Origin of the sequence: Martinezella lusitana, from assembly GCF_900094565.1 — a bacterium.
Taxonomy (GTDB): Bacteria; Pseudomonadota; Alphaproteobacteria; order Rhizobiales; family Rhizobiaceae; genus Rhizobium; species Rhizobium lusitanum.
Genome location: NZ_FMAF01000001.1, coordinates 99794 through 115048, shown reverse-complemented (window position 1 = coordinate 115048; position 15255 = coordinate 99794). Strand labels below are relative to the sequence as shown.

Sequence of the window (15255 nt, the reverse complement as noted above, 5' to 3'; positions counted from 1 at the left end):
AATTAGGGCGCCGTTCGGCTCCATAACTCTCTATTTAAGCCATGTCCCCAAGCAGTGACACGACCTGCCGTCCATGGGCGGCAGCTGTTCTGGCAAGGCTGATGGCCTTGCCGTCTTCCATCCCGACTTTGCCTTCCGCGAGCAGCCGCAGGGATTGCGGATAGAGCTGATGTTCGACCGTCAGCACACGGGCAGCCAACGCGTCCGCCGTATCGCCGGTCAACACCGGCACGGCCGCCTGGCCGATCACCGGGCCTTCGTCCATGCCCTCGGTGACGAAATGCACTGTGCAGCCGGCAACGCGCATGCCGGCGTCGATGGCGCGTTGATGCGTGTGCAGACCGGGAAAGAGCGGCAGCAGGGAAGGGTGGATATTGATGATCCGACCTTCATAGCGCTGGATGAAGCGGCCGGAAAGCAGCCGCATGTAGCCCGCAAGGCAGATGATGTCGGGAGACAAGGCTTCCAGCTGCGAGAGGATCGCCTCTTCGTGGGCGTCCTTGCTGGTAAAATCCTTGCGGACCAAGGCGAAGGTGGCGATGCCCTCGGCAGCAGCTTTTGCCAGTCCGCCGGCATCCGCCTTGTCGGCGATGACGGCGACGATCTCAGCCGGATAGTCGGGAGCCGCCGTCGCCTTCAAAAGGGCCATCATGTTGGAGCCGCCGCCGGAAATGAAGACGACGACGCGTTTACGCGGCGTGTTCATAGAGCGAGCGTACCCTTGTAGACCGTGCCTCCAGCGTCTTCGGTGCGAGCAATCATGCGGCCGAGTGTTACCACAGCCTCGCCTTCGGCTTCGAGCGCTGCCTTCACGGCTGCAACATTGTCTGCCGCCACGACCACGATCATGCCGATGCCGCAGTTGAAGGTGCGCAGCATTTCCTTGGCCTCGACGCCGCCCGTCTTGGCGAGCCAGGAGAAGACCGGCGGCACCTTGACGGCGGCAAGATCGATTTCGGCGGCCAGATGCTTCGGCAGCACGCGCGGGATATTTTCGGGAAAGCCGCCACCGGTGATATGGGCGAGCGCCTTGAGCGCATGTGTCTCGCGGATGGCTTTCAGCAAGGGCTTCACATAGATGCGCGTCGGCGTCAGCAGCGCTTCGCCAAGTGCCTTGCCTTCTGCGAAAGGCGCCGGCGCGTCCCAGCCGAGGCCGGAAATCTCTACGATCTTGCGCACCAGCGAGAAGCCGTTGGAATGCACGCCCGAGGAGGCGAGGCCGAGAATGATGTCGCCTTCGGCGATGTCGCCCGATGGCAGCAACTGGCCGCGCTCGGCCGCGCCGACGGCGAAGCCCGCCAGATCGTAATCACCGTCGGAATACATGCCCGGCATCTCAGCCGTCTCGCCGCCGATCAGTGCGCAGCCCGCCTCGCGGCAGCCGGCCGCGATGCCGCCGACAATCGCCGCGCCCTGATCGGGATCGAGCTTGCCGGTGGCGAAGTAATCGAGGAAGAACAGCGGCTCCGCACCCTGGACGACGAGGTCGTTCACGCACATGGCGACGAGGTCGATGCCGACGGTGTCATGATAGTTCGCATCGATGGCGATCTTCAGCTTGGTGCCGACGCCGTCATTGGCGGCGACCAGCACCGGATCGGTGAAGCCTGCGGCCTTGAGATCGAAGAGACCTCCAAAGCCGCCGATTTCGCCGTCGGCGCCGGGACGGCGCGTCGAGCGCACGGCGGGTTTGATCTTTTCGACCAGCAGATTGCCGGCATCGATATCGACGCCCGCGTCGCTATAGGTCAGACCGTTTTTTCCAGACTGGCTCATGCTTCCGCCTCCGATGGCCGCCCTTCCGTCGCGACAGGGCTCTGATCGGGTCGCCATTGCATGATAGGGGCGTTTATGCAAGGCGCAAGGGCGGCCAACCCCTCGATTTTCCCCGCTTCACAGCGCAACAGGCCGATTTCCGGCCGCAGGCTTGACCATAATTGCAGCATCATCCTATGTCCTAAGCAAGCGGCAGACGGGCCGGAAACAGCGGGGAAGTCGATGGAGCAAAAAGTCAGCGGGGCGAGCCTCAAGCGGCAACTCACTTTCTGGGTGATCGTGCTCGTCGTCTTCATCGGCTTTCTTTATCTCTTCAGCACGATCCTGCTGCCGTTCATAGCGGGCATGGCGGTTGCCTATTTTCTCGATCCGGTCGCCGACCGGCTCGAAAGGATCGGCCTCAGCCGCCTGATGGCGACGGTGGTCATTCTTGTCTCATTCGTGCTGGTCTTCGCGCTGGCGCTGACGATCGTCATTCCGATCATCATCAATCAGTTCAACGATTTCATCCAGCAGATACCGGCCTATGTGCAGCAAATGCAGCAGCTCGTCGCCAAGGCGCAGACGATGGTGCTGCCCGATTGGATCCGCAATCAGCTCGGCGCGATCAAGGACAATTTCTCCAGCATAATGTCCGATGGCCTGAGCTTTGTCGGCGGTCTGTTTGCGCAGATCTGGAGCTCCGGCAAGGCCCTCGTCAACATCATCTCGCTGCTGGTCGTCACGCCGGTCGTCGCATTCTACATATTGCTCGACTGGGACCGGATGATCGCCAAGGTGGATGACTGGATACCGCGCGACCACGTCGCCACCGTCCGTCAGATCGCAACGGAGGTCAACCAGGCGATCGCGGGCTTCATTCGCGGGCAGGGCTCGCTCTGCATCATTCTCGGCATATATTACGGCGTCGGTCTTTCGCTCGTCGGCTTGAACTTCGGCCTTTTGATCGGCCTGTTCACGGGCATGATAAGCTTCATACCCTATGTCGGTTCGCTGGTCGGCCTCATTCTGGCTGTTGGAGTGGCGCTGGTCCAGTTCTGGCCCGACTATCTCTGGGTCGGCCTGACGCTCGCCGTCTTCTTCACCGGCCAATTCCTCGAGGGCAATGTGCTGCAGCCGAAGCTCGTGGGCGAAAGCGTCGGCTTGCATCCCGTCTGGCTGATGTTTGCGCTTTTCGCCTTCGGCGCTCTCTTCGGCTTCGTCGGTCTGCTGGTCGCAGTTCCTGCCGCCGCCGCCTGCGGCGTCCTTGTTCGTTTTGCCCTTTCGCGATACCTTCAGAGCGATCTCTATTACGGACGCTCGGAAGCCGGCAAGGCGCGCAGAGCCAAGGCCGGAAAGCCCGAGAACAACTAGACATGACAGACGCAAAGAATGCTGATGTGAGGCGCAAACCCGCCGAACAGCTACCCTTGGCCTTTACGCACGACCCCGCAAGCGGTCGCGACGACCTGCTCGTCGCCGATCCCTTGAGCGCGGCGGTGAAGATCGTCGATTCCTGGCCGCATTGGCCGTCGCCGGTGGTGATCCTGGCGGGTCCCATCGGCTCGGGCAAATCGCATCTTGCCAGTATCTGGAGTGAAAGATGCGGCGCGATATCAATCCATCCCGTGGCGGGCTCGGACGCCGCCGTTGCTGCCGCAAACGGCCCGGTCATTTTCGAGGATGTGGATCGCCTGGGCTTCGACGATACCGAGCTCTTCCATGTCATCAACAGCGTTAGGGAGAACGGCACCAGCTTGCTGATGACGACGCGGCTCTGGCCGATGTCCTGGCCGGTCACGCTGCCCGATCTGCGCTCCCGCCTCAAGGCTGCGACGGTGGTCGAGATCGGCGAGCCGGACGAGGAATTGCTGTCGCAAGTCATCGTAAAACTCTTTGCCGACCGCCAGCTTTATATCGATGATAAACTCGTCCTTTATATCGTCAATCGAATGGAGCGTTCCATGAGCGCCGCGCAGCTGATCGTCGACCGGCTGGACCGGCTGGCGCTGGGGCGAGGCACGAGGATTACGCGAGTACTGGTCGCTGAAGTATTGAATGAACTGGGCAATTCCGGTCAGCCGGATTGAGCCGACGTCGAGCTGTCACAGTTCCGTCGTCAAACTGATATACGTGGCACATGGGTTAGAGATGAGGGTAGGTGGAACATGGACTCGGCACTAACGGAACATCAGGACGCCAGCCAAGAGACCCCGGAGGCCACTCCTCCGATCAACGAGCTGCTGAGCAGCCCTGAACGCTTCATCAACCGCGAATTTTCCTGGCTGCAGTTCAACCGCCGCGTCCTCGAGGAGACGTTGAACACGGCGCATCCGCTTCTCGAGCGTGTCCGCTTCCTCTCCATTTCCGCCGCCAACCTCGACGAATTCTTCATGGTGCGCGTCGCCGGCCTCGAGGGTCAGGTCCGCCAGAAAATCCTCGTGCGCACGCCGGATGGCAAAACGCCAGCCGAGCAGCTCGATGATATCCTGCGTGAGATCGACAATCTGCAGATGGAGCAGCAAGCCTCGCTCGCCGTCCTGCAGCAATATCTTGCCAAGGAAGATATCCTGATCGTCCGTCCCGCCGCCCTTTCCGAGGCCGACCGGCAATGGCTCCACACCGAGTTCGAGCAGGCGATCTTCCCGGTTCTGACGCCTTTGTCCATCGATCCGGCCCATCCGTTCCCGTTCATTCCGAACCTTGGCTTCTCGATCGCGCTGCAGCTGAAGAGCATGAACGGCCGCGAGCCGATGACGGCGCTGCTGCGCCTGCCGCCGGCGCTCGACCGCTTCGTCCGGCTGCCGGACGCGAGCAACGTCATTCGCTACATCACGCTTGAAGATGTGGTGAACATCTTCATCCACCGGCTCTATCCGGGCTACGAAGTGCAGGGTTCGGGTACGTTCCGCCTGATCCGAGACAGCGATATCGAAGTCGAGGAAGAAGCCGAAGATCTGGTGCGCTTCTTCGAAACCGCGCTGAAGCGCCGCCGCCGCGGCTCGGTGATCCGCATCGAGACCGATTCCGAGATGCCGCTCGAGCTTCGCCAGTTCGTGGTGGAATCGTTGAACGTGCCGGGAAACCGCATCGCGGTTCTGCCGGGCCTGCTGGCGCTCAACACGCTCTCCGAGATCTGCAAGGCCCCGCGCGACGATCTGCGGTTCGAGCCCTACAATGCGCGATTTCCTGAGCGCGTCCGCGAACACGCCGGCGATTGCTTCGCGGCCATCCGCGAAAAGGACATGGTGGTCCACCACCCTTACGAATCTTTCGACGTGGTCGTGCAGTTCCTTCTCCAGGCTGCGCGCGATCCTGACGTTCTGGCGATAAAGCAGACGCTCTACCGTACCTCGAACGACAGCCCGATCGTGCGTGCGTTGATCGACGCGGCTGACCTCGGCAAATCGGTAACGGCCCTGGTGGAGCTCAAGGCCCGCTTCGACGAAGAGGCAAACATCCGCTGGGCACGCGATCTGGAGCGCGCCGGTGTGCAGGTCGTGTTCGGCTTCATCGAACTCAAGACCCATTCGAAGATGTCGATGGTCGTGCGCCGCGAGGACGGCAAGCTGCGCACCTATTGCCATCTCGGCACCGGCAACTACCATCCGGTCACCGCAAAGATCTACACTGACCTGTCATACTTCACCTGCGATCCGAAGATCGCCCATGACATGGCGAATATCTTCAACTTCATCACCGGCTACGGCGAGCCGGAACATGACATGAAGATCGCGGTTTCGCCTTACACGCTTCGCACCCGCATCCTCCAGCATATCGAGGGAGAGATCGAGTTTGCCAAGAACGGCCACCCGGCGGCGATCTGGATGAAGATGAATTCGCTTGTCGATCCCGACATCATCGACGCGCTTTATCGCGCCAGCAATGCCGGCGTCGAGATCGATCTTGTCGTGCGCGGCATCTGCTGCCTGCGTCCGCAGGTGCCCGGTCTTTCCGAGAATATCCGCGTCAAGTCGATCATCGGGCGCTTCCTTGAGCACAGCCGCATCTTCTGTTTCGGCAATGGTCAGGGCCTGCCGTCGGACAAGGCGCTGGTCTATATCGGCTCGGCCGACATGATGCCCAGAAACCTTGATCGCCGTGTCGAAACCCTTGTGCCGCTCACCAACAAGACCGTGCATGAACAGGTGCTTTCGCAGATCATGCTGGGCAATATCATTGACAATCAGCAAAGCTACGAGATATTGCCGGACGGTACTTCACGGCGCACGGAAGTGCGCAAGGGAGAAGAGCCTTTCAATGCGCAGCAGTATTTCATGACCAATCCCAGCCTGTCCGGCCGGGGTGAAGCCTTGAAATCCAGTGCGCCGAAACTGATCGCTGGGCTGTTGTCGGGCCGCAACAAATAAAACTGGACCTGCATGGTTGAATCAGAAGCCCAGGGGCGCCTTCCCGGTATTGCCCCGGTCTCCGTCGTCGATATCGGGTCGAATTCGGTCCGTCTTGTCGTCTATGAAGGCCACTCACGGTCACCGACCATCCTTTTCAACGAGAAAGTGCTTTGCGGCCTGGGAAAAGGCATAGCACTGACCGGAAAGATGGACGAGGAAAGCGTGGCGCGGGCGCTTGCGGCCCTGCATCGTTTCAAGGCGCTCTCCGATCAGGCGCGTGCATCGACCATCTATGTTCTGGCGACCGCCGCGGCGCGCGAAGCGAGCAACGGTCCGCAGTTCATTCACCAGGCCGAAGCCATTCTTCAGCGCAAGGTGCGCGTGCTTTCGGGCGAAGAAGAGGCACGTTTCTCCGCGCTCGGCGTCATCAGCGGTTTCTTCCACCCCGATGGCATTGCCGGGGATCTTGGCGGTGGCTCGCTGGAGCTGATCGACATCAAGGACCACGAGATCGGCAAGGGCATCACGCTGCCGCTCGGCGGCCTGCGTCTGTCCGAATATGCCGGTGGCTCGATCGATAAGGCGCGCGGCTTCGCGCGCAAGCATGTCAAGACCGCGAAATTACTGAGCAAGGGCGAGCGCCGCACGTTCTATGCGGTCGGCGGTACATGGCGAAGCGTCGCCAAGCTGCACATGGAAATCCGCAAATATCCGCTGCACATGATGCAGGGCTATGAAGTGCCGCTCGATGAGATGCTGCGTTTCCTGGATCAGATCGTCGAAGCGAAGGATTCGAAGGATCCGGCGTTTCAGGCGGTGTCCAAGCATCGCCGTTCGCTGCTGCCCTTCGGTGCTGTCGCCATGCGCGAAGTGCTGACGGCCATGAAGCCGTCCGTCATCTCCTTCTCCGCTCAGGGGGTTCGCGAAGGTTATCTTTATTCACTGCTGACGGAGGCGGAGCGCAACAGCGACCCGCTGCTCACCGCCGCCGGCGAGCTTGCTATCCTGCGCGCGCGCTCGCCGGAACATGCCCGCGAGCTTGCCGATTGGACCGGGCGGATGATGCCCTTCTTCGGGATCACCGAGACCGACGAGGAAAGCCGCTATCGCCAGGCAGCCTGCCTGCTTGCCGATATAAGCTGGCGCGCCCATCCGGATTATCGTGGCTTGCAGGCGCTGAATATCATCGCCCATACGTCCTTCGTCGGCATCACCCATGCCGGCCGCGCCTTCATCGCGCTTGCCAATTACTATCGTTTCGAGGGATTGAACGACGACGGTGCGACCGAGCCGCTGGCAACGATCGCTACGCCGCTCTACATCGAACGCGCCAAGCTGCTCGGCGGCCTGTTGCGCGTCGTCTACCTATTCTCGGCCTCGATGCCCGGTATCGTCCGCAACCTGTCGTTCCGCCGTTCGACAAAGCCTGATCTCGATCTCGAATTCGTCGTTCCGGCCGAATATCACGACTTTGCCGGCGAGAGGCTGGACGGCCGCCTGCAGCAGCTCGGCAAGCTCACCAATCGCCGCCTGGCCTTCTGCTTCGAATAAGCTTTGTGTTGCATGGGATTGAAGCCTCTCCCTGCACGGCAGGGAGAGGCGGTTTCATTGTGCTTACTTCGCGTTCAGGAAATCGCCGACTTCAAGAATGCTGAACTCGTTGTCGTCAGCCTTGTCGACGGCGCGGCCAGCCGAGAAGGGCAGGTTGTTGTCGTTGCCGATGATGATATGCGTGGCATCGACGCGGTCGACATTCTCGATGGTGACGAAGGGCATGTCGTAGAAGCCTTCGCCGCCGCCCTGGCGACGCTTGTGGTCCGGGTCCTCGATGCGCAGCAGATCGATATAGCCGATCTTGCGAACGGACTTGCCGACATTGGCGTCGCTGAACTCGATCTTGTAGACGCGCTTCAGCTCGGCGGGAGCCTCGAAGCAATCCGGCTTCGGCTGCTTGGGATCGGCGCAGGCCTTGTCCTTCGTGCCGGCGCCGTTGTCGCGTTCGATCACCAGGGCCGTCGTCTCGTCGAGCATGTTGAAGTCGCCAATCGACACACCCTTGTCCGCGAACGGATAAAGCCAGCTGCGGCCGGTCCAGCCCTTCGAGGCGACGTCGAACTCGATGACGCGGATGGCGGTGTGGCCGTCGACGCTTTCCATCTGGCCGTCATCCTTGTAGATCGCGCCTTCCAGCAGGCCGTAAAGCTTCGAGCCGTCCTTCGACAGGGCAAGGCCTTCGAAGCCGCCCGAACGCTTCAGGTTGAAGGCCGGCATCTTCTGCGTCGGGTTGCCCGGCAGCTGCAGCAGGGCGTTGTCCGGAGACATGACCGGCTTGCCGTCGACTGTCGTGGCGAAGACGTCGGTCAGCTGACCATTTGTATCGAACTTCAGCAGATAGGGACCGAATTCATCGCCGAGCCAGAAGCCGTCGGCGACCGGCTGGATCGATTCGATATCGAAATCGGAGCCTGTAAGATAGCGCTTGTCGGAGCCTTCGAGGACGATCGGGAAGGGGGCTTTCTTGTTCGGATCGGACAGGAACAGGTTCTTGACGACATCGACCTTGCCATTGTCCCAGTCGAACTTGAGCTGATGCAGGAATAGCATGGCGTCGCTGGAATTCTGCTTGGAGCCGAAGCCGTTGTCCGACAGCGTCCAGAAGGTGCCGTCAGGCATGGCCTTGATGCCGGAAAAACCCTGGATAGGCTGGCCGTCGAAGGGCAGCTTCAGATCGGTCACGCGGGCGCCGTCCTTGCCGGGCACGGTGCCGAGAGCGTCCGTGCGCTTGCGATCCGGCGTCGTGAATTTGCCTGACGTTTTCAGGAAGTCGGGTGCATCGGCCGGAGCGGCGATAATTGTGTTGGCGGGCAGGATGGCTTGCCCGGCAAGCTTCGCCGGAAATTGCTTTTCGTCGGCATGGGCCGAAGCGGCAAGCAGAATGAACAATGCCGTTGAGGCGGAAAGGATTCGAGTCATCATGTCACCTTGTTGGCCAGGATTGGCGAAAACAATCCCGCTTAACAGGCGAGCCATGTCGACGAATTAACGCTTGGGTGAAGATTTGGTGACTGTGGACAACCCATAGGATGTGAAGCTCAGGCGTGCATCGATGCCGAACATACAGCCGATGCTTTGCATTGCTTACAATCTGCCGCGGACTGTCTTGATGGCTTGCCGGCTTTGCGTGTGAAGCGCGATGACGCCGAGGTGCTGATCGCGTCCGCGAACGGCATGCTCCCCGAGGTCTTCCTTGATGATCGTCTCGGGAAGCTCCAGCCGTCTGGCAAGGTCGCTCGAAATCAGCACCTGGCGCTCCAGCGTCTTGCAGAGCTGCTCCAGCCGGGAGGCGATGTTCACGGTGTCGCCGAAATAGGCGATCTTGTGATGGTCGACGCCGATTTCCGCCGTGACGATGCTGCCGCCATGCAGGGCCGCTCTCAGGCGCGGTACCCTGCCATAGGATTTCAACCACGTCTCCGAGTTCGCTTCGATATCGTTGAGGATATTGAAGACGCAGCGCACGCAATTGGCATTCTTGATGCCGCGGCGAAGCGGCCAGGTGATGATGGCGGCGTCGCCGATATAGTCGTCGATCGCGCCCTTGTGCCGCCATACCGGTTCGGCAAGCGCGCCGAACACCGCGCCCAGAAACTCTTGTGTTTTCAGGTCGCCGTGCTCCTCGGCAAAAGCGGTGGATCCGACGAGATCTATGAAAAGGAATATACGCTCTTCCTGCACCGGATTGCGATATCGGCCAGTCAGCAGGCTGAGAAAGACGTCGCGGCCGAGCAGCTCCCGCACGCGACCGACGAAAATGATGACGGCCGTTACCATGACGGCATAGATGTAGACGTCTATTTTCAACAGCGTGAGGTCTTCCCACGAGCCTTCGACAAGACCGAGCAATTTCAGAATACTGCCTGCCATGGCATAGCCGACGCTCATCAAGGCGAAATCGACGATGAGGGCTGAAAGGATAAAGGCGGGGGTCGGCAGGCGATGCATCCATACGTTCAGCCGCGCCAGGATCATGCGGCGTTCGAAGGCCAGCAGCGGCATGCCGCAGAACAGTGCAAAGATCGCACCGATATACATCGGCGCCTGCGGAAAAAACACTATGCCGTAGACAACGCCGGTCGAAGCGACAAGCAGTGATGTAAGGATCCAGTTGCGCACCGAATGGAGAATACCCATTCACTTTTCCGCCGAAAAAAGACGCCCGTCATCGACGCGGGACTGCGTCGACAACACTTCTGCGCCATCGAATATAACGACTGCATCAGACGTTCATTCCACGAGATTTGCGGCGCAATCGTGGTGGCAACCAGCATCTCCGTTCGCGAATCATACGCAATCGCAGCGCGCCGGGAAAGGATAATGTCGCGACTAGAGGATGACCGTTTCAACCCGCTTTCCGACGAAACGCAGGGCCACCTGGCCTTGAATCAGCTGCAAGGCCGTTTCGCCGAAGAGATCGCGTCGCCAGCCGGTGAGGGCAGCCACCTCGGCGTTCTCGCCTTCGGCCGCGATCTTGTCGAGGTCTTCGCTGTTGGCGATCACTTTCGGCGCGACGCCGTGCTTTTCGGCGATCAGTTTCAACAGAACCTTCAGCAGTTCGGCGGCGGCAGCCGTGCCTTCCGGAGCCTGCTGATGGCGCGGCGGATGCGGCATGTCGGACTTCGGCAGCGCCAGGGCTTCATTGATCGCCTCGATCACGGCCGCGCCGGCAGTCGAACGCTCCCAGCCTTTCGGGATGGTGCGCAGTCGGGCAAGTGCTTCGCTGTCCTTCGGCTGCTGCTGGGCGATTTCGTAGATCGCGTCATCCTTCAGCACGCGGGCGCGAGGAACATTGCGCGCGCGCGCCTCGCGTTCGCGCCATGCCGCCACATATTTGAGGATTGCCAGTTCCTGCGGCTTGCGCAACCGCATCTTCAGGCGCTGCCAGGCATCGTCGGGGTGCAGGTCGTAAGTCTCGCGCGCCTCGAGAATTGCCATCTCCTCCTGCAGCCAGGAGGCACGGCCTTCTCGCTTCAGCTGCTCGTCGAGCGAAAGATAGACGTCGCGCAGATGGGTAACATCGGCGAGCGCGTAGTCGAGCTGCTTTTCCGAGAGCGGCCGCCGGCTCCAATCCGTGAAGCGCGAGGACTTGTCGATATGTACGTTCTTGATGCGGCTGACGAGCTGGTCGTATGAGACGGAATCGCCGAAGCCGCAAACCATTGCGGCGACCTGCGTGTCGAAGATCGGATGCGGAATGAGATTGCCGCGATGGAAGATGATTTCGATGTCCTGGCGCGCGGCGTGAAAAACCTTCAGCACAGCCGGATTTGCCATCAGCTCGAAAAACGGCTGAAGGTCCAGCCCTTTGGCCAGTGGGTCGACCAGTACCTCGGTCGTCGGGCTCGCCATCTGTATCAAACACAGCTCCGGCCAGAAGGTCGTTTCTCGCAGGAATTCCGTATCGATGGTAATGAATTCCGACTTGGCCAGCTCTTGGCAGGCCGCCTCCAATTGGGCGGTAGTTTCGATCATCTCAACACATTCATCGATAAAACAGTTGCTTAACTTCCTTCTCCTTTCAGCCGGATATGTCAATACTTTCGCGGACAAAGCTCTTGCCGCATTTCGCTTTTGGTTGAAATTATCCGGAGCGATGCCATTTCGACCGCACAATCCGGATCGAAAGCGGTTTGCGGCCTCGCCTTAGGCCACGCGCACGTAGCTGGTCATCCCGGTCTTCTGATGCTCGATGATATGGCAATGCAGCAGCCAATCGCCAGGATTGTCGGCGACGAATGCGAGCTGCACTTTCTCGTCCGGCTGGATCAGATAGGTGTCGGATACGAACGGCTGCACCTGCCGCGTCGAGGAGGAGATGACCGTGAAGCTCATCCCGTGCAAATGAATGGGATGGCTATGCGGCGTGACGTTCTCCATGTCGATAACATAGCTCTTGCCCAGCTTCAGCTCGGCAAGCGGGGCGGTCGGATCGGGAGTGTCGCCCGGCCACGGCACCTTGTTGATCGCCCAGAAACTGTAGCCGAGCGAACCGCAGATGCTATTGTCAGCCGTATTCTCGGCCGTGGAGCTCAGGATCAGCGGAAGGTGTGTTGCCGAACCGAGGTCGGCCTTCTTAACCGGATTGTCTTCCAGCGGCGCCAGATCGCGGACGTCGCGTTTCAACGAGCTGCCCACCGAGCGCAGCGTCGCGAGCACCTTCGGGTCGGTGCCTTTGATATCCTCCAGCTTGACGATCGCTCCCTCGCTATCAGGCATGCGCACGGCCAGCTCCAGCCGCTGGCCCGGTCCCAGCTGCAGGAGATCCAGCGGAAAGCGCTGCGGCACCGGATTGCCGTCGATGGCGATCACGGTCGCCTCGCCACCATCCAGGCGGAAGGAATAGATGCGCGTGACATCGGTGATGGCAACACGCAGGCGCACCAGGCCGCCGGAGGGAGCGTCATATTGCGGCTGCTGCTGCCAGTTCGCTGTTCGCACCGTTCCGTAAGTGCCGGATTTGGCCGCATCGCGCGGGCGAAACTGCGCGATGAACTGGCCGTCGCCGCCCAGCCGCCAATCGCGCAGATTGAGCACCACTTCCGAATCGAATGCCGGATCCTTTGGATTTTCGACGACGATCACGCCGGTCATTCCATGGCCCATCTGCTCCAGCGTGTTGCAGTGCGGGTGATACCAGAATGTGCCGGCATCGGGTGGCGTGAAGGCATAGTCGAAATGATCGCCGGTATAGACATAGGGCTGCGTGAGGAAGGGCACGCCGTCCATGTTGTTCGGCAGACGGATGCCGTGCCAATGGATCGTGGTCGGATCGTCTATGCCGTTGATCAGGCGGGCGGCGAAGGATTCGCCCTTTTTCATGCGCACGACAGGAGGCATCCCGCCGTCGCCATAGGTCAGGACGTCCCTGGTTGCCCCGCCATCCGTCAGATTGGCCTGGATCCTGGCCGTCTTCAGCACCCGCGGCTCGGCCGCCACCGCTTTGTCGGCAAACCTGCTCGCGATACCGATGCCGATACCATAGGCGCCGGCCACGGCGGAAGCTTTCAAGAGATTGCGACGGGTAAGGATCGGCATGCCGGGCTCCGGAACGATGAGATATGGATGCCTGTTTAAAGTTGACCTTGGTATTCAGCAATAGCACTGCCCTAGCCAAACTGCCGCAGCGGCTACTTGCGGATGTCGGGATAGGCGGCGGATGAAACAGCTTTAAGTCGACTTCCGGCGTTCGAGCCTTGACAAATCGGGCGCGCCATGCGCTTTTCCGCCCGATTTTCTCGTCGGCAGGCGAGGGGCTTGCATGTCCTTTCGCTGCGGCCCGCCAAGTCCAGGATATATAATTATGCATCGCTATCGCAGCCACACATGCGCCGCCCTGCGCAAGTCCGACGTCGGTTCGACTGTCCGCATTTCCGGCTGGGTTCATCGCGTCCGAGATCATGGCGGCGTGCTGTTCATCGACCTGCGCGATCACTACGGCATCACCCAGGTCGTCGCCGACCCCGATTCTCCGGCCTTCAAGCTCGCCGAAACCGTGCGGGGCGAATGGGTCATCCGCATCGACGGCCTGGTGAAGGCGCGCACGGAAGACACCGTCAACAAGACCATGCCGACCGGCGAGATCGAGCTCTATGCTCAGGAGATCGAAGTGCTCTCCGCCGCCAAGGAATTGCCGCTGCCTGTTTTCGGCGAGCCGGACTATCCCGAAGATGTGCGCCTGAAGTATCGCTTCCTCGATCTGCGCCGCGACACGCTCCACAAGAACATCGTCAAGCGCACGCAGGTCATCTCCTCCATGCGCCGCCACATGGGTGACGTCGGCTTTACCGAATACACGACCCCGATCCTCACGGCCTCGTCGCCGGAGGGCGCGCGCGACTTCCTTGTGCCGAGCCGTATCCATCCCGGCACCTTCTATGCGCTGCCGCAGGCGCCGCAGCAGTACAAGCAGCTGCTGATGGTCGCCGGTTTCGACCGTTACTTCCAGATTGCCCCATGCTTCCGCGACGAAGACCCGCGCGCCGACCGTCTGCCGGGCGAGTTCTATCAGCTCGACCTCGAAATGAGCTTCGTGACGCAGGAAGACGTCTGGAACACAATGGGCCCGCTGATGACCCAGGTGTTCGAGGAATTTGCCGAGGGCAAGCCGGTCACCAAGGAGTGGCCGCGCATCCCCTATGACGTCGCCATCCGCAAGTATGGCTCGGACAAGCCGGACCTGCGCAACCCGATCGTCATGGAAGCGGTGACCGAGCATTTCGGCGGCTCGGGCTTCAAGGTCTTCGCCAACATGATCGCATCGAACCCGAAGGTCGAAGTCTGGGCCATCCCGGCCAAGACCGGTGGTTCGCGTGCGTTCTGCGATCGTATGAACGCCTGGGCGCAGAGCCAGGGCCAGCCGGGCCTCGGTTATATCTTCTGGCGCAAGGAAGGCGAAAAGCTCGAGGGCGCCGGACCGCTCGCCAAGAACATCGGCGAGGAACGCACCGATGCGATTCGCACCCAGCTTGGCCTTGACGACGGCGATGCCTGCTTCTTCGTCGCCGGCGACCCCGCCAAGTTCTACAAGTTCGCCGGAGAGGCCCGCAACCGCGCCGCCGACGAGCTGAACCTGATCGACCGCGACCGTTTCGAGCTTTGCTGGATCGTCGACTTCCCGTTCTTCGAATGGAGCGAGGAAGAAAAGAAGATCGATTTCGCCCACAACCCGTTCTCGATGCCACAGGGCGGCCTTGAGGCGCTCCAGAACCAGGATCCGCTCACGATCAAGGCGTATCAGTACGACGCCGTCTGCAACGGCTTCGAAATCGCTTCGGGCTCGATCCGTAACCAGTCACCGGAAACCATGGTCGCCGCCTTCGAAAAGGTCGGCCTCAGCCAGGCTGATGTCGAGGAGCGCTTCGGCGGCCTCTACCGCGCCTTCCAGTACGGCGCGCCTCCGCATGGTGGCGCTGCCTTCGGGATCGACCGTATCGTCATGCTGCTGGTCGGCGCGAAGAACCTGCGCGAGATCTCGCTGTTCCCGATGAACCAGCAGGCACAGGATCTCTTGATGGGCGCCCCATCGGCTGCAACGCCGACGCAGCTGCGCGAACTGGCCATCCGTCCTGTGCCGCCCGTCAAGAAGGACTGA

Annotated in this window: 11 protein-coding genes; 5 read left to right on the top strand and 6 right to left on the bottom strand. The window is 60.8% G+C overall.

The features are described from left to right. Nucleotides 1–34: 34 nt before the first annotated feature. Both purN and purM read right to left on the bottom strand, forming a co-directional pair. Nucleotides 35–706: a phosphoribosylglycinamide formyltransferase gene (purN, locus tag GA0061101_RS00490; protein ID WP_092572794.1), complete on the bottom strand. Its 672-nt coding sequence runs from the start codon at nucleotides 704–706 to the stop codon at nucleotides 35–37. Continuing rightward, nucleotides 703–1776 (bottom strand): phosphoribosylformylglycinamidine cyclo-ligase, encoded by a 1074-nt coding sequence (purM, locus tag GA0061101_RS00485; protein ID WP_037194047.1) that lies wholly within the window; start codon nucleotides 1774–1776, stop codon nucleotides 703–705. Before purM ends, purN begins: the two co-directional genes overlap by 4 nt. Nucleotides 1777–1998: 222 nt before the next feature. On the opposite strand from purM, the gene GA0061101_RS00480 reads away from it, so the two are divergent. From GA0061101_RS00480 to ppx, 4 genes are all read left to right on the top strand, one after another. Beyond that, entirely contained in the window at nucleotides 1999–3129 is a 1131-nt protein-coding gene (locus GA0061101_RS00480) for an AI-2E family transporter (protein ID WP_037194049.1), read from the top strand. A 2-nt stretch (nucleotides 3130–3131) separates the two neighbouring features. Continuing rightward, nucleotides 3132–3845 carry a DnaA regulatory inactivator HdaA gene (gene hdaA, locus GA0061101_RS00475; protein WP_092572793.1) on the top strand — a complete coding sequence of 238 codons (714 nt, stop codon included), beginning with the start codon at nucleotides 3132–3134 and terminating at the stop codon, nucleotides 3843–3845. A 78-nt stretch (nucleotides 3846–3923) separates the two neighbouring features. Next, the gene (locus GA0061101_RS00470; RefSeq protein WP_047552932.1) at nucleotides 3924–6125 is read left to right on the top strand and encodes an RNA degradosome polyphosphate kinase; all 2202 of its coding nucleotides are present in this window, start codon (nucleotides 3924–3926) and stop codon (nucleotides 6123–6125) included. A 12-nt stretch (nucleotides 6126–6137) separates the two neighbouring features. Further along, complete coding sequence (ppx, locus tag GA0061101_RS00465; protein ID WP_037194056.1) at nucleotides 6138–7658, top strand: exopolyphosphatase; 1521 nt, start codon at nucleotides 6138–6140, stop codon at nucleotides 7656–7658. 63 nt (nucleotides 7659–7721) lie between these two features. On the opposite strand, the gene GA0061101_RS00460 is transcribed toward ppx, so the two are convergent. The 4 genes from GA0061101_RS00460 to GA0061101_RS00445 all read right to left on the bottom strand — a co-directional run bounded on the left by GA0061101_RS00460 (nucleotide 7722) and on the right by GA0061101_RS00445 (nucleotide 13199). After that, nucleotides 7722–9080, bottom strand: coding sequence for an esterase-like activity of phytase family protein (locus GA0061101_RS00460; RefSeq protein ID WP_047639247.1), 1359 nt, complete (start codon nucleotides 9078–9080; stop codon nucleotides 7722–7724). A gap of 165 nt (nucleotides 9081–9245) precedes the next feature. Then, entirely contained in the window at nucleotides 9246–10298 is a 1053-nt protein-coding gene (locus GA0061101_RS00455) for an adenylate/guanylate cyclase domain-containing protein (protein WP_047552936.1), read from the bottom strand. 192 nt (nucleotides 10299–10490) lie between these two features. Beyond that, entirely contained in the window at nucleotides 10491–11636 is a 1146-nt protein-coding gene (gene rnd / locus GA0061101_RS00450; protein ID WP_047552939.1) for a ribonuclease D, read from the bottom strand. Between the two features lie 171 nt (nucleotides 11637–11807). Then, nucleotides 11808–13199, bottom strand: coding sequence for a multicopper oxidase family protein (locus GA0061101_RS00445; protein ID WP_037194063.1), 1392 nt, complete (start codon nucleotides 13197–13199; stop codon nucleotides 11808–11810). A 265-nt stretch (nucleotides 13200–13464) separates the two neighbouring features. Here GA0061101_RS00445 and aspS point away from each other — a divergent pair, with 265 nt between their 5' ends. After that, nucleotides 13465–15255 (top strand): aspartate--tRNA ligase, encoded by a 1791-nt coding sequence (aspS, locus tag GA0061101_RS00440; RefSeq protein WP_092572792.1) that lies wholly within the window; start codon nucleotides 13465–13467, stop codon nucleotides 15253–15255.

Excerpts from the sequence above, each read along its gene's own strand:
- purN (WP_092572794.1), bottom strand. The coding sequence starts at position 706 with ATGAACACGCCGCGTAAACGCGTCGTCGTCTTCATTTCCGGCGGCGGC.
- purM (WP_037194047.1), bottom strand. The coding sequence starts at position 1,776 with ATGAGCCAGTCTGGAAAAAACGGTCTGACCTATAGCGACGCGGGCGTC.
- GA0061101_RS00480 (WP_037194049.1), top strand. The coding sequence starts at position 1,999 with ATGGAGCAAAAAGTCAGCGGGGCGAGCCTCAAGCGGCAACTCACTTTC.
- hdaA (WP_092572793.1), top strand. The coding sequence starts at position 3,132 with ATGACAGACGCAAAGAATGCTGATGTGAGGCGCAAACCCGCCGAACAG.
- GA0061101_RS00470 (WP_047552932.1), top strand. The coding sequence starts at position 3,924 with ATGGACTCGGCACTAACGGAACATCAGGACGCCAGCCAAGAGACCCCG.
- ppx (WP_037194056.1), top strand. The coding sequence starts at position 6,138 with ATGGTTGAATCAGAAGCCCAGGGGCGCCTTCCCGGTATTGCCCCGGTC.
- GA0061101_RS00460 (WP_047639247.1), bottom strand. The coding sequence starts at position 9,080 with ATGACTCGAATCCTTTCCGCCTCAACGGCATTGTTCATTCTGCTTGCC.
- GA0061101_RS00455 (WP_047552936.1), bottom strand. The coding sequence starts at position 10,298 with ATGGGTATTCTCCATTCGGTGCGCAACTGGATCCTTACATCACTGCTT.
- rnd (WP_047552939.1), bottom strand. The coding sequence starts at position 11,636 with ATGATCGAAACTACCGCCCAATTGGAGGCGGCCTGCCAAGAGCTGGCC.
- GA0061101_RS00445 (WP_037194063.1), bottom strand. The coding sequence starts at position 13,199 with ATGCCGATCCTTACCCGTCGCAATCTCTTGAAAGCTTCCGCCGTGGCC.
- aspS (WP_092572792.1), top strand. The coding sequence starts at position 13,465 with ATGCATCGCTATCGCAGCCACACATGCGCCGCCCTGCGCAAGTCCGAC.